The 13837-nt window shown below is 48.7% G+C and carries 13 protein-coding genes; 8 read left to right on the top strand and 5 right to left on the bottom strand.

Translation table 11 applies throughout. The features are described from left to right. Window positions 1-69: 69 nt before the first annotated feature. Together hpf and GK091_RS25005 are read right to left on the bottom strand one after the other, a co-directional pair. Window positions 70-441 (bottom strand): ribosome hibernation-promoting factor, HPF/YfiA family, encoded by a 372-nt coding sequence (gene hpf, locus GK091_RS25010; RefSeq protein ID WP_164043396.1) that lies wholly within the window; start codon window positions 439-441, stop codon window positions 70-72. A 55-nt stretch (window positions 442-496) separates the two neighbouring features. Beyond that, on the bottom strand, window positions 497-730 hold the full coding sequence (locus tag GK091_RS25005) for a hypothetical protein (RefSeq protein WP_164043395.1): 234 nt from the start codon (window positions 728-730) through the stop codon (window positions 497-499). 434 nt (window positions 731-1164) lie between these two features. On the opposite strand from GK091_RS25005, the gene GK091_RS30125 reads away from it, so the two are divergent. The 7 genes from GK091_RS30125 to GK091_RS24970 all read left to right on the top strand — a co-directional run bounded on the left by GK091_RS30125 (window position 1165) and on the right by GK091_RS24970 (window position 9553). Continuing rightward, window positions 1165-1407 (top strand): TraR/DksA family transcriptional regulator, encoded by a 243-nt coding sequence (locus tag GK091_RS30125; protein WP_164043393.1) that lies wholly within the window; start codon window positions 1165-1167, stop codon window positions 1405-1407. A gap of 264 nt (window positions 1408-1671) precedes the next feature. Then, a complete protein-coding gene (locus GK091_RS24995) occupies window positions 1672-2931 on the top strand; it encodes a putative DNA modification/repair radical SAM protein (protein ID WP_164043391.1) in 1260 nt (419 codons plus the stop codon). Window positions 2932-2935: 4 nt separating this feature from the next. After that, a complete protein-coding gene (locus GK091_RS24990) occupies window positions 2936-3700 on the top strand; it encodes a TIGR03915 family putative DNA repair protein (RefSeq protein ID WP_164043389.1) in 765 nt (254 codons plus the stop codon). Between the two features lie 291 nt (window positions 3701-3991). Then, window positions 3992-4693 (top strand): hypothetical protein, encoded by a 702-nt coding sequence (locus tag GK091_RS24985; RefSeq protein ID WP_164043386.1) that lies wholly within the window; start codon window positions 3992-3994, stop codon window positions 4691-4693. A gap of 405 nt (window positions 4694-5098) precedes the next feature. Next, window positions 5099-5962 (top strand): SMP-30/gluconolactonase/LRE family protein, encoded by an 864-nt coding sequence (locus tag GK091_RS24980; RefSeq protein ID WP_164043383.1) that lies wholly within the window; start codon window positions 5099-5101, stop codon window positions 5960-5962. A 167-nt stretch (window positions 5963-6129) separates the two neighbouring features. After that, window positions 6130-7251 carry a UDP-galactopyranose mutase gene (gene glf, locus GK091_RS24975; RefSeq protein WP_164043380.1) on the top strand — a complete coding sequence of 374 codons (1122 nt, stop codon included), beginning with the start codon at window positions 6130-6132 and terminating at the stop codon, window positions 7249-7251. A gap of 403 nt (window positions 7252-7654) precedes the next feature. Beyond that, complete coding sequence (locus tag GK091_RS24970) at window positions 7655-9553, top strand: AAA domain-containing protein (RefSeq protein ID WP_164043378.1); 1899 nt, start codon at window positions 7655-7657, stop codon at window positions 9551-9553. A gap of 61 nt (window positions 9554-9614) precedes the next feature. Here GK091_RS24970 and GK091_RS24965 read toward each other — a convergent pair whose 3' ends face one another. Then, complete coding sequence (locus GK091_RS24965; protein WP_164043376.1) at window positions 9615-10211, bottom strand: Crp/Fnr family transcriptional regulator; 597 nt, start codon at window positions 10209-10211, stop codon at window positions 9615-9617. A gap of 177 nt (window positions 10212-10388) precedes the next feature. Here GK091_RS24965 and GK091_RS24960 point away from each other — a divergent pair, with 177 nt between their 5' ends. After that, window positions 10389-10805: an OsmC family protein gene (locus GK091_RS24960; RefSeq protein ID WP_164043374.1), complete on the top strand. Its 417-nt coding sequence runs from the start codon at window positions 10389-10391 to the stop codon at window positions 10803-10805. Window positions 10806-10895: 90 nt separating this feature from the next. Here the strand turns inward: GK091_RS24960 and GK091_RS24955 are convergent, their stop codons facing one another. Beyond that, the gene (locus GK091_RS24955) at window positions 10896-12011 is read right to left on the bottom strand and encodes an alpha/beta hydrolase (RefSeq protein WP_164043373.1); all 1116 of its coding nucleotides are present in this window, start codon (window positions 12009-12011) and stop codon (window positions 10896-10898) included. A gap of 117 nt (window positions 12012-12128) precedes the next feature. Further along, window positions 12129-13616, bottom strand: a complete 1488-nt coding sequence (locus GK091_RS24950; protein ID WP_164043371.1) for a capsule assembly Wzi family protein — start codon at window positions 13614-13616, stop codon at window positions 12129-12131. Window positions 13617-13837 lie beyond the last annotated feature (221 nt).

The following is a 13837-nucleotide window of genomic DNA, read 5'->3' as shown; positions in this document are numbered from 1 at the left end:
ATCGCCCAGTACTGCAATCGCCCGGCCTTATCTACAAAGCCGGGCGATTGATTATATATTCACTTGAGTTTACGCTAAACTGGCAGGGTCGATCTCATCGATGTTAGCCCGGTTTGCGTTTGTGTGGTTACCGAAGCGCTTTTCCAACTGACGCTGTAACTTGGCTTCCACACTGTTGATCAATTCGTACCAATTGTCGCCCGAATCGTCAGCATATACATCATTGCCGGGTACACCATATTTGATGCCCACATGCTTGTCATTCGTGCGCTGGTTGGGTTCTACTTTTAAGTACACTTCAGCCGTAATGACGTCACCTTTATAAAAACGCTGGAGCTTGGAAAGCGTCTCCAATACGAATGCCCGAAGGCCATCGTCCAACGTGAATCCCACCGCTTCAATGTCGAGTCGTATCGTATCTAAATTCGGATCTTGCTGCATAACACGTTTAATTGACGTTGAGAACGTTATTGGTCAGGTACATCAGGTCAATGCCCTACTTTGTGTTCTTTTTGGCCTGTTTCTCTGCTCGTTTGGCTGCATCCAGCGTCTTATCGGCATCTTTCTTATCCGACGTACTACCTGTTTGCTTGGCCTCCTTCTGGAGTTGCTTGGCGTTTTTCTGGGCAATTTTAGTCGTTTTAATGGCCTCTTTCTTGGTAACCTCCTGTGCACAAACCGTACCCACTACCAGTAGGCAGAAAGCGGCTGTTTGAAGTAACTTTTTCATAAGGTGTTCATTCGTATATTGACTAAACACGACTACCCGGGAAAAGTTAATTCCGTTGGCAACCACAACCTGTTTCGGACGTGTTTCTGTCATAAAGGGCTGACGGGTTAGGCAAGTGGCTGATCGGGTTGCGTGGGCTGCCAGTCACGTATCGACGCGACCAGTTTGTAGTCAGAAACGCAAGTACAGCCAGCGTGAGCAGCCTTGCCAAACCGTGTTTTTGGGCAACGGCTCATATCCGCTTTTGGTCAAAATTCTGCTATAATCAACTGAACTGGACGATACTATCAATTTCTTTTGGATGCGTGCTTTATGTTAGATTAACTATCTGTAAATCAATAACTTATTCACTATAGGTGACCTGTCTTATTTCCCCATGTGGGGCACTATCTGGCCTGATTTTGGGTTATATTAGTAGCTAGATACTCAACCTTATGTATTGTAGTAAGTGTGGTCAATTGATTCCTGACGCCCGGTTAAAGGCGCTACCCACCGCCAAAACGTGTGTTTATTGTTCGCAAGCTCCGCGTGTTGCGGGCTTCCCACTTATTACCGGTAAAACTGAGTATTCAGCTCTTCAGATCATATCACAGGCTGACGCCCAACAGCTACATAAAATGGGAGCCAGACGAGGCACTGGGGCCTCTACTTATATGAAGCGTGAGAAGCGGAATTAGTATCGACCATCCCAGTGTAGGTACTTTTTCCTGACTTTTTTGCCGGCTAACTCCTGAACGGGTTGGCCTTTTTTATTGGGTATGAATCATCCGTCAGGCAATGGTCTCCTACACACTGGTTCTTTGCCCAGCAAAATCCGCTATTCTTTGTATAGAGAACGTACTGGCGAAATGGGACTATAATACAATTATATTATTATAGCTTTTACTTTTGATAGTACATCGATACTTAGTACTTTTATCATCAATCAACAAGGGAATTGGATGGTGAATGATCGAGTGATGGAGAAGCTGGAAATCCTTTCCGATGCGGCAAAATACGATGTGTCCTGTGCTTCCGGTCAGAGTAAACGAGCTAATAAAGACAAAGGACTGGGGGATTCGAAAGGCTACGGCATTTGTCATGCGTTCACTGAAGACGGGCGGTGCGTATCCCTGCTGAAAATTCTGCTGACCAATCATTGTATCTTCGATTGCGCCTATTGCGTGAGCCGCAGGAGCAACGATGTGAAACGGGCCGCCTTCACGGTCGACGAGGTCGTGGACCTGACCATCAATTTCTACCGCCGAAACTACATCGAGGGCTTATTTTTGAGTTCGGGGATTTTTGACAGCCCTGATTACACGATGGAGCGTTTGGTTCGAATTGCCAAAAAGTTGCGCATCGAACAAAATTTCAACGGCTACATCCATCTGAAGGCCATTCCTGGAGCCAGTGAAGAGCTGATGAAAGAAGCGGGTCTGTATGCGGACCGCTTAAGCGTCAATGTCGAAATGCCTACCGAACAAAGTCTGAAGCTGCTCGCGCCGGAAAAAAATCACCTGGATGTGATCCGGCCAATGACGTACCTGAAAACCGAGATTGCCGGTCACCGGGAAGAAAAACTGCGCAATAGCAAAGCGCCCGTCTTTGCTCCAGCCGGCCAGAGTACCCAAATGGTGATCGGTGCGACGAAAGAGAGCGATCTGGACATACTGGGCATGACCAATCATTTCTATAACCAGCTGAACCTGAAGCGGGTCTATTACTCGGGCTACGTTCCCATAAGTGATGATAACCGATTGCCATCCATGGGCACCCCCGTTCCGATCATTCGGGAAAACCGACTATACCAGGCCGATTGGCTGCTTCGATTCTATGGTTTTGCCTTCGATGAACTGGTCGGGGCCAATCAGCCTAATCTTGACCTGGATGTGGACCCCAAGCTGGGTTGGGCCTTACGCAACCTGGACCAATTTCCGGTAGACATCAATACCGCCGACATCGAACTCATCAAACGCATACCCGGCATCGGCTTTCAAAGCGCCCAGAAAATTGTCGCTGCGCGTCGGTTCAGGCGGCTCCAAGCGGAGCACCTGAAAAAGATGGGCATTGCCTACAATCGGGCCCAATACTTTCTGGCTTTCAGTCGCCCCTTTGCCAGGCAACACGATTACACGCCTTTGCAGCTCAAGCAACTGATTCTGACTTTGCAAAAAAGTAAGTACAAACCCAATTTTTCGGCCCAGTTAAGTTTATTCTGATCGGATGACGAGCGTAGTGTATGATGGAACGTATGAAGGCTGGTTAACGGCCATCTTTGACATATATGCCTACAAACTGGTCGACGTTGTGTTTACTCGAGACGAAGCGTGTACCGGGTGTTTGTTTGGCGAAACGCACACGGTTATCACCGATGAACGGAAATCGGAACGGGTGTTGATGGGCCTGCGAAAGCGATTATCCGCCGAAGGCTTGACGCGATTACACAAAACCTACCTTTCTGAGGTCGATAAGTCTGATGAGGTCATGTGGCATTTTGTGTGTCATGTCTTCAATAGTCCGCACAACGTGGAAGAAGACTATGGGCACCCGGCGGTCTGGGCCGTAAAGCAGGCGGCAAAACGGGTGAAGCGGGAAGCGCATCGTATGGAAGCCTTTGTTCGATTCAAGCTCACCACCGACCAGTTGTATTATGCCATCATTGAACCGGACTGCGACGTTTTGCCCCTCATTTCTTCTCACTTCGAAAGTCGGTATGCCGATCAGCGTTGGCTCATCTACGATGCTAAACGCCGGTATGGTATTTATTATGATCTGGAGACGGTGACTACCGTGGCAATCGAATTTCAGTATGGACGGGCTACTTCTCAGCTCATTGCCGAGATCAGTGATGAGAGCGAAGAATTCTACCAGGAGCTATGGCGTCGTTATTTCAAGAGCGTGACCATTGACGCTCGTAAAAACAAGCGGTTACAGCTACAACACATGCCTAAACGCTACTGGAAACATCTGACGGAAAAGAATGGATAAAGCAAGCAATCCAGGATTATCTACGTTAAAAAGTAGCGGGCCGGAGCGATGTGAACAGCGTGTCTTGCAAAAGAAAGGGTAGACCAGCCACAGTCGCAGGATTGCCAACCGCGATAGCTGCATGACTGTTAAGTGACCATTCGCTCATTGATGAATCTCTAAACGTGTGTTAATTGGCTACTATTAGCACGACTGAGTTGACTAAGGATCGCTGTGGAAACAGATAATGGCAGCCGTCATCGGGCTGCTCACTATTTCTCCAGACTGGTGGCTAATCAACTCGTTCGCCTAATGACTATTAAAAAGCTGGTAGAATCGATTACACAGGAAGTGAAGGCACTGCAAGGGGATCACACCAAAGACAAACGTTACGAAAGCAGTTACACATATCCCGATGAAATTGCGGCTCGTCAAGGGTTTGCGGAGGCTCGGCAGAAGCTCCTTGCCGTCAATACCTGGTCGGATCTGCCGGGTCTGACAGCTACGTTTACGGTGCATGACCCACAGGGCAAGCCTATCACCAATGCTCCGCTCGTCGTAGGTAACTATATCCGTATTGACTTACCGGGTCCATTACCCCACAACTGGGTCCGGGTGGTAAAACTGGATGAAGCCGATGAATCTGCCGAGTTTACCGTCGTACCCAGCGAGAAACCGCAGTCACAAGGAGTAGAGGAAGGGGCACCCGTTGAGCACTTTTTTACCGACGAAGCCAGCAGCACATTCCGGGTAGAACGGGTAGGTACTACGCTGCTAGCCGCTGAGATTGGCCGGAACGAACGCGTCAATAACGATGAAGCGACGGCTGGTCAGCGGTCGGTAGTCAACACATTGATGGCCGCGGGTGGCTGGGCTATGTTTCAGGAAACCCAGTGGAAAAAGCTCATGGATTATTTGGTACAACCTTATCGGATAGATTCCCTGAAACCGGTAATTACCCATTATTCTCTAAAAGCAAGTAGCCAAGCCAAGTCCTGGATACTGTTGCTGTAAACGACTGCTACCGGGAGACTAATCCGCCCGATGCCGAATCCCCACATAGGAGTATATCGCGTTATTTTTAACTGCCTGTCTGCTAGTATAGTAATGTACTGTCGTCTGGATGGTGATAAACTATATCCGTTTGCCAGTAGTTCGATGATACGTCGGGTTCTTCTGAAAAGACTCCAAAGCTATAGTTTTTCGGGCCTGTATTTTCGGCTTCACAGAATCGTTCGGTGGTTAGCCAATGGGCTTTGCTCAGCTAACGGCCGGGTTGTGTGTACCGAAAAACCCGATGAAATCCGTGGTTCAGTTTAGGTGTGCTGTAAGACACGTAATTGGTTAAGGTGCTATACATCAGCGGACAATCTTTTTAACGGGTAAAACTTAGTGTTCTAAGCTATGTCTGAAAACAACATGCAAATAAGCTGCTTTGTGGAAGCTCAGTGCTCTTTAGGAGAAGGGCCGATCTGGGATGCGAACCGAGATGGACTCTGGTGGGTAGATATTCTTGAGCAGCGGGTTTATTTTGCTCCCGCCAAGGGTAACCCGGTTCAACAATGGACCATGCCAGAACTGGTTGGGTTTGTTTTGCCACGGGCTGATGGCCGGCTATGGGCTGGTTTCAAATCAGGTCTACACCTGCTAGACATAACAGACCCCGCGTCGTTTTTCATCGAGCGACTGAATCGCATCGACACCGATCAACCCTCAATTCGCTTTAACGACGCTGCGACGGATGCAACAGGTGCTCTCTACGCAGCCACAATGGATATGGAGGAGCAACAACCCCTGGGCACGATTACACGCTATGAACTTACCAAAGATGGGGAGCTTTTACCGCCCGTCGTTCTGGCCAAGAACTTTATCATCGCGAATGGTCCCGCCGTATTTTCAGATCCTCATACGCTATATATGGTCGAAAGCATTGGTCATTCGGGACGCTCCAAAGGTGTCTGGCGCGTGTCAACTGGGTCGGATAATGCTGTGGAGGAGGAAACACTATGGCTTGACTGGCCATACGACGGTTCTCCGGACGGTAGTACAGTTGACTCGGCGAATAATGTCTGGCTAGGCCATTACGGAGGGAATACGATTCGCCAGTATTCAGCTAATGCTCAATTGCTACAGGCTATTGAACTTCCTGTCATTAACCCAACAAAGATAGCCATTCATCCGGATGGAAGCCTTTTCGTGACCAGCGCCCGAAAGGGAGCATCCGAGCAGCAATTGGCCGACTATCCCCTAACGGGCAGTATACTGAAAATAGAGTTTTTATGATAAGCAATAAGAAGACCAGTCCCTCAATTTATCGACGCTTTCGGCGGTTTGACTAGCCAGCAAGGCCGTTCCCTTACAAGTCAAGACTTCGCTAGGATGTTAGTCGATGAGATTGGTTGTATATTTACATCTTAACAGAAACGTATTTACGGTACAACTTACCATTTATGCAGTACGATTATGCAATTGTGGGCGCTGGCTTTGCCGGGAGCGTATTAGCCGAACGCTTAGCCAGTCAGGCCGGAAAAACAGTACTCATCATCGATAAACGCCCACACATTGGTGGCAATGCTTATGACTGTCTCAATGAAGACGGCATCTTGATACATCAATACGGACCGCATATTTTCCATACGAACTCCCCCGACGTATTTTCGTACCTGTCGCAGTTCACGGAGTGGCGTCCATACGAACACCGGGTTTTGGCGTCAGTAGATGAGAAGCTATTACCCATTCCGATCAATCTTGATACGGTTAATAAACTATACGGTCATTCCTTCAATTCGGAAGAATTAGCCGAATACTTTAAAAATGTCGGTGAGCAGGTAGATGAGATTCGTACGTCCGAAGACGTCGTGGTCAGTCAGGTGGGCCGTGATCTTTACGAAAAGTTCTTCCGTGGCTATACCCGTAAGCAGTGGGGCGTTGATCCGTCGGAACTCGATAAGATGGTAACATCACGCATACCGACACGAACCAATCAGGACGATCGTTATTTCACCGACGAGTTTCAGTACATGCCTTTACACGGCTATACGAAGATGTTCGAAAAGATGGTGGAGCATCCGAACATTCATCTTATGCTCGATACGGATTTCAGACAGGTTAAAGACCAGCTCTCATTCAATGAGCTGATTTATACTGGTCCTGTCGACGAATATTTTGATTGCTGCTTCGGCAAGCTACCTTACCGGTCGCTTCGATTTGACCATCAGACACTTGACGTAGCTGATTATCAGCCTGTTTCGGTTGTCAATTTTCCGAATGATCACGCTTATACGCGTATCACCGAGTATAAGAAGCTGACGGGTCAGGAGCATCCGAAAACCAGCCTTACCTTTGAATACCCCCAGGACGAAGGCGATCCGTATTACCCAATTCCTCGGCCAGAGAATGCTGAGTTATATCGGCGGTATAAGCAGTTGGCTGATGAACAAACGGGTGTTCACTTCGTCGGTCGACTAGGCACGTACCGGTACTACAACATGGATCAGGTGGTAGCACAGGCATTAACATTGTACAAAAAAATAGTTGGAGCAGAATCGCTTCACGAGGTTGCTCAAAGCTGAGTCGCACGTACAGTCAATTGATTGCGAAATACAGGGAGCAGCGATGATACCTTACAAAGCTAGCCGGTTGGCAAAAGACACGTTGTTGTGTTTTTTGCCAACCGGCTAGCTTTTGCCAATTTGATTCGAAGCCAAAAAGTGACTAGTCTTCTGATTGGTAGAGTTTTACTATATATGTATTTCGCTGAGCAATTGGAAAATAACCACAATTCACCAATTCTCGCAAAGCATTATTTACAAGATGGTGAACATATTGGATTGGCTGCGGATTGTTCCAGCGCTCTTGGTCAAATTTATAACGCCAATACGCTTGTAAGTTTTGGAGTTGTAAACAGAAATCAACTTGGGATGATTATAGAACCGTCGCACACCATACGGCCTTAATAATGGGCTACCTTTGTGAATGGATTATTTCAAACAGCTGCTTGATCTACTAAAAACTGAACGAGAAGAAGACCGTAATCAGTATCGTAAATTAACCGAAACAACATCAATCACCGAGCGTCGGGCCAACGGATTGACCTGGTATCCGATCGCCATCCGGGGGTCGGAAATGAGCCGGGGCGATTACTTGACCGTCGAGGTGGAACGCACTACGCATCAGGATATACCTCATCAGTTGCGATCGGGAACGCCCGCTTTATTTTTTAGCAACCACGACCCGAAAACAGATCGGGTAGAGGGCACTATTTCGTATCAAAACGGAAACCGACTTAAAATTACGTTGCAGGTCGATGAATTGCCCGACTGGTCGCGCGATGGCAAGCTAGGGGTCGAGTTATTGTTTGACGATAATAGCTACGATGAAGTGCAGGACGCCCTCAAACAGGCGAATGAACTTGGGGAGAAGCATCAGAATCGGCTGGTGAACATCCTGACCGGTCAGGCGTCTCCCACATTTCACCCCGACATTCCTGTCCCTACAATTTCCCGGTTGAATGAGAGTCAGCTTCGCGCAGTAAAAAACATACTGGCTGCCAACGAATTAGCCGTTGTTCATGGTCCTCCCGGAACCGGAAAAACGACGACGCTCGTTCAGGCGATCAAAGCCCTGATCAACCAGGATCATAAGAAGGTTCTGGTCGTGGCACCCAGTAATACCGCCGTTGATTTGCTGAGCGAGAAATTGCACGAAGAAGGCGTAAACGTACTTCGGGTGGGCAATCCGGCCCGTGTGTCCGAGCGACTTATGGCGCTTACGCTCGATCATAAAATGGCTGAGCACAGTCTGATGAAAGAAGCGAAGAAGCTGAAAAAGCAGGCGAATGAGTTCAAAAATATGGCTCATAAATACAAGCGTAATTTCGGTAAAGCCGAACGGGACCAGCGTAAAGCTCTCTTCGATGAGGCCCATCGGATCATGAAAGATGTGGCTAGCTCGGAGCAGTACATTATCGATGATCTGGTCAGCAAGGCGCAGGTGATTACGGCAACATTGGTCGGGTCGAACCAGTACATGATCCGGAACCTTACGTTCCATACGGTTATCATCGACGAGGCCGGTCAAGCCTTGGAACCTGCCTGCTGGATTCCCATTCTAAAAGCTCAAAAAGTAGTTCTGGCCGGTGACCATTGCCAGCTATCACCGACCATTAAATCGACTGAAGCGGCTCGGAAGGGGTTGAGTACTACCCTGCTCGAAAAATGCGTTAAGTTACATCCCGAAGCAGTAAGCCTGTTGCAGGAACAATACCGGATGCATGAGCAGATTATGGGTTATTCGTCACAGGTATTTTATGCAAATCAAGTAAAGGCGCACGCGTCGGTAGCCACCCATTCCTTATTTTCCGGTGACAGTCCGCTCGAATTTGTCGATACCGTCGGCTGTGGATTTGATGAGAAATTGGAAGGCACAAGTTCAACGAATCCAGAAGAAGCGGCTCTACTCATGAAGCATTTGGCCCAGCTTGCCACCGAACTGTCTTCGTTTTATACACCAGCGGATTTTCCGAGTGTTGCCATTATTTCGCCCTACAAACAGCAGCTCACTCTTCTGAAAGAACAGCTTCTGCATAGCCCTGATCTGCACCCTTACCTGTCAAAAATTTCGGTCAACACGATCGATAGTTTTCAGGGGCAGGAGCGCGACATTGTCTACATCTCCATGACCAGAAGCAACGCGCAGGGCGAAATTGGTTTTCTGTCGGATGTGCGTCGAATGAACGTAGCGATGACCAGAGCCCGGAAGAAGCTAGTCGTCGTTGGCGATAGCGCAACGCTGGCCAGTCTGCCATTTTACACGGATTTTGTCACATACGCCGAAGGACTTAACGCCTATCATAGTGCCTGGGAATGGCTGTAGAATTCACTATATAACCACCAAACCAATCGTAAGGTAAGTCCATTCTATCCTTTCGCGTTACCTAATGACTGTGTGTTAGCTGCGCTCGTATCCGGCTCAGTGAGGGCCCTTTTATGCCTAAATACGAAGAAATATGGCCCAGCGAAACCCGGTTCAGCAAGTTAGGATAGTTATTCAACAGATCGACGTAGCGCTGTTCGGCGGTCTGCGTCAGCAGGCTTTCCGAGCGGGTTTGATTAAACATAAAATACTGCTCGGCCAGTAGGCGACCAAACCGTTCCCAACCGTGTGAACGAGCGTAAAGCCGCTGTAACTGATCATGCTCAATGACCATTAATTCCGCATCTTCGAGGGCTTCGATAATGTAGGGGCAAGTCGTTTTGGTCAACAAACTTTTCAGGGATGTCAGAAAATTTGTTTCAGCGATGAAGTAAAGGTTATGCTCTTTCTCCGTGCCGGGATCAATGTAATAAACCCGAAAAATACCCTTTACGATAAAACCAACGTGTTTACAAACCGAATTCCGGAAGGTAAAGGTGTCGTGTTTGGCAATAGTTCTGTGTAACCAGAAATCAGTGGACAGGTTAATATCATCGTCGGAAAGTTGGGCAAATTGTTGTAAGTGGTGGTGTAGGACAGCACGTTGTGAAGAAATCATTCGCTACTTTGGTTATAACCTGACAGTTCTGCAATCGAATCGAATGGAGCTGTTTATTCGTAACAGAAAGCCGTTACATTCCATTCGGTCATTTTTTAACATAGGTGAAAAAACGGCAACTGTACACTGCATACCTTTGAGTCACCAAAACAAAGTAACAACACAAACCATACACAAATGAAAATCGCTCGTAATGCCTCAGCCCACTGGGCAGGAACAGGTAAAGATGGTAAAGGTACACTGACCACAGCCAGTACAACACTGAATGAAACACAGTATTCGTTCAACACCCGGTTTGCCGAAGGTGTAGGAACCAACCCGGAAGAACTGATAGCTGCTGCGCACGCGGGTTGCTTCGCCATGCAACTGGCTTTCAATATTCAGGGTGCTGGATTTGCCGCTGACACACTGGACGTGAAATGTACGGTTACGCTGGAAGACAGTGGTATCACGAGTTCGAAACTGGTGTTAACGGCCAGCGTACCTGGTATTGACAAAGCGAAGTTCGATGAACTGGTCGATCATGCCGAGCATAACTGCCCTATTTCCAAGCTGTTCAACACGACCATCAGTGTTGATGCTACCCTGGCTTAAGCTAAATTTCTGTTACGAAAAAGGCGAACGAGCATAAACTCGTTCGCCTTTTTTTGTTAGTAATCAGGGCGAGTCAAAAACCATGCTCGATTAGTTGAACGCATTCCGCAGTTGAATGGCAGCGAGCTCCTGAGCCTGTTGCGCTTTGGGAACAACTGCATACGTTCCAAAAAACTCGTGCGTTACGCCCGAATAAAGCTGGTATGTCACCGATACACCCTGCGACTGAAGCTTGTCGCGCAATAGTCGACCCTCTGCCTGTAATGGGTCAATTTCCGCACCAATGATAGTTGTCGGTGGTAAACCGCGCAGATCCGCAACATCCACTAACGAAATTTGTGGGCTGTCGCCATCGGCTAACGTACGGAAGTATTTATCAACAAACCATTCGATCAGGGGCCGGTTCAACGGCATGGCGTTTGCGAACAGGTTATACGAGTCAGTAAACAGATCGTTGTTTGCTACAGGATAGACCGACAGGATGTGGACAGGAAGTCCCAAGCCACGATCGCGGGCCATCATGCTTACGGATATGGCCATGTTACCCCCCGCACTCTCTCCCGCAATGGCTACTTTACTGGCATTTCCGCCAATGGTCGAGGCATTTTCTTTTACCCACTTATAGGCGGCATAAGAATCTTCGTGTGCGGTCGGGAATTTGTTTTCGGGAGCAAGCCGGTAATCAACCGATACAACAACGGCACCCGTGTTCTGAGCAAGGGCTAAGCTAGATGCTTCGTACACTTCAGGGCTGGCAATAACCCAACCACCCCCGTGTAGGTAAACGATGACAGGTGCTGAACTGGCAGCGCCCGCTGGCGTATAAACCACGATGCGAATCGGGGTGCCGCCGAATCCAGGAATAGTGCGCTGGCTGATGGCAACGTTGGCCTTTGGCGGGGTGATCTTGTTTTTGTCGAGCAACGAATTGACGGCATCTTTTACCGAAGGCTTCGTACGGGCTTCCTGTGGAGTCAGGGTGTACAGTGGAACCGGATTGAGACGCCCCAATTCTTCGATAACGGCCTGCATTTGCGGATCGATGCTCGGTGCGTAGGCTGGTTTGGGGCCGGTTGGCTGAATTCCCTGTCCGGGCAACGGAATCCGGTGATCCTGGCAGGATGATAAGGAGATGATCAGAGCCGCAATAACGACAAAGCTTACTTTAACGTAATCTGAGATGCTTTTTACGTGAATGTTTTTCATATGTGCTGAGTTTGAATCCGTAACTCAACGAGACGTATAGTGTTTAATAAACCGCCTTTTCGTAAAAAAAAAAATGAGAGAAAGGCCAGATAATTGTTGACGATGGATCACCGTTCACTACCAGACCTTGCGAATGCTGATGAAGCTGCCGAATGAATCAGGATACATATCGCCCCGATCGAGGGCCAGCGAAGTAGTCAGGGTTAGTCGGGCCCGTTGGCTGAGTGACCACTGGGCAGACGCCAGTGTTGAGAACTGATGGAGTACTTGCGGATATGGTTTGCTAAATGTACCGAAATTTCGACTGTAGGAAAGTTGCGTTTTTAAAACGGGTCCACGCCGAAATGTCCCTTCGGCGGCTGAGTACCATGCTACAACCCGATTGTTCGGATAAAAGCTTCCAGCCGTACTGGCAACATCGGGTGCCAGATCCGTGTAAGGCGCGATAAACGGTGTGCCCAACGTGCGCCCTTTATACGACCAGCCTTCTACATATTGACTATGGTTGAAGTAATTGTCGCCACCCTGCCACCGGGCCGTTTGGTCAAATGTGGGGCCGCTCTGATTGGTCGTACTCAGCCATTCGACGACCAGCCGGTTCAATCGAAAACGGCTGCCTGAACTACCTTTTCGATTCAGAAAACGCAACCCGGTCAGGCCATCGGGAACATTCTGCAACGCCAGTCCGGACGCATCTTCATAAATGTGCTGATGATACAATTGCCAATAGTTGTCAGCCCCGTTCCATTCCACCGCTACGTCGTAACTACCGATGTGGTTACCAACGCGGTTGGTTCCATCAAATTCGGTAAACCGGTCATTTTCAATGGCATCTGGATAATGGCCGATAACCAGCGACAGGTAATCCTGAAACGACGTAGGCAAGTGACCGTCGATGGCCAGGGGTTTGCCAATCAGATACGCAGCGTGTCCGCCCCACTGAACCTGGTGGTTTAAACCCGCAACAAAACGCACTTTCCAGCTCGGTTTGCCGAGTCGCACATAGAGGTATTTCTGGTGAAGATAACTGCCCTGGATGTATGTATTCGTGAACCAGCCGTGCGCATAACCAGCGCGGAAGGCCAGCAGGTGTTTCGTGAAGCCGAGCGAGACAAAATCGGGTGTGTGAAGCTGGATTTTAGGGAAAGGCAACGCGTTACCGGACCAGGCCACAAATCCCGATGTTAATACCGTATCGCCGAGACCATATACTTCACGTCGATTTCCGGCAAATAGTTCGACCTTTCCAAAACGGACTTTACCGTAGGCTTCCGGCAAAAGCAGTGTTGATTCGTTCTCGACCAGACGCGGACCAACATTGGCAACCGCGCTCACCCCAAACCCCCAGTCGAATCGGGATGTTCGCTTTGCCGTTGTGTCCGTTCGGGGCCGATAGTCGCTGTTCATGCTCAGGCGTAGTGTGCCGAGCGACCCCCGTATGGGTACGATTCCGTACTGATTAGCCCGTAGCCAATAGGGAATTTGTGCGTTGGGTGTCGCATAGCCGCCAAGCTCGGACGTGTACTGTATCCGTCTGGCTGATTGAGCCCAAAGCTGAGCGCTGGTAATCCAGAAAATACCTATGAAGAGGAAAAGTCTGGGCATAACGTAAGAGTAAGTTGCGGTGCTGGGCAAATTAATACCAACTGGTCAGGCAAGATAACGACTAAAACGGAATGCTCTGCAATTCGTGACCAACAAGCGAATAAGCGGGTATGCTACCGCCATGTGGGTCAATTTTTCGCTCCGAATTAATCTGTTAAAGCACGGGTCCGATTCGCGCTCTTCGTGTAACCAATGATCACAACGGCTTTTCTCAATGAATA

The sequence above is a fragment of the Spirosoma agri genome (genome assembly GCF_010747415.1).
Taxonomy (GTDB): domain Bacteria; phylum Bacteroidota; class Bacteroidia; order Cytophagales; family Spirosomataceae; genus Spirosoma; species Spirosoma agri.
This window is presented reverse-complemented; position numbering and strand designations above follow the sequence as displayed.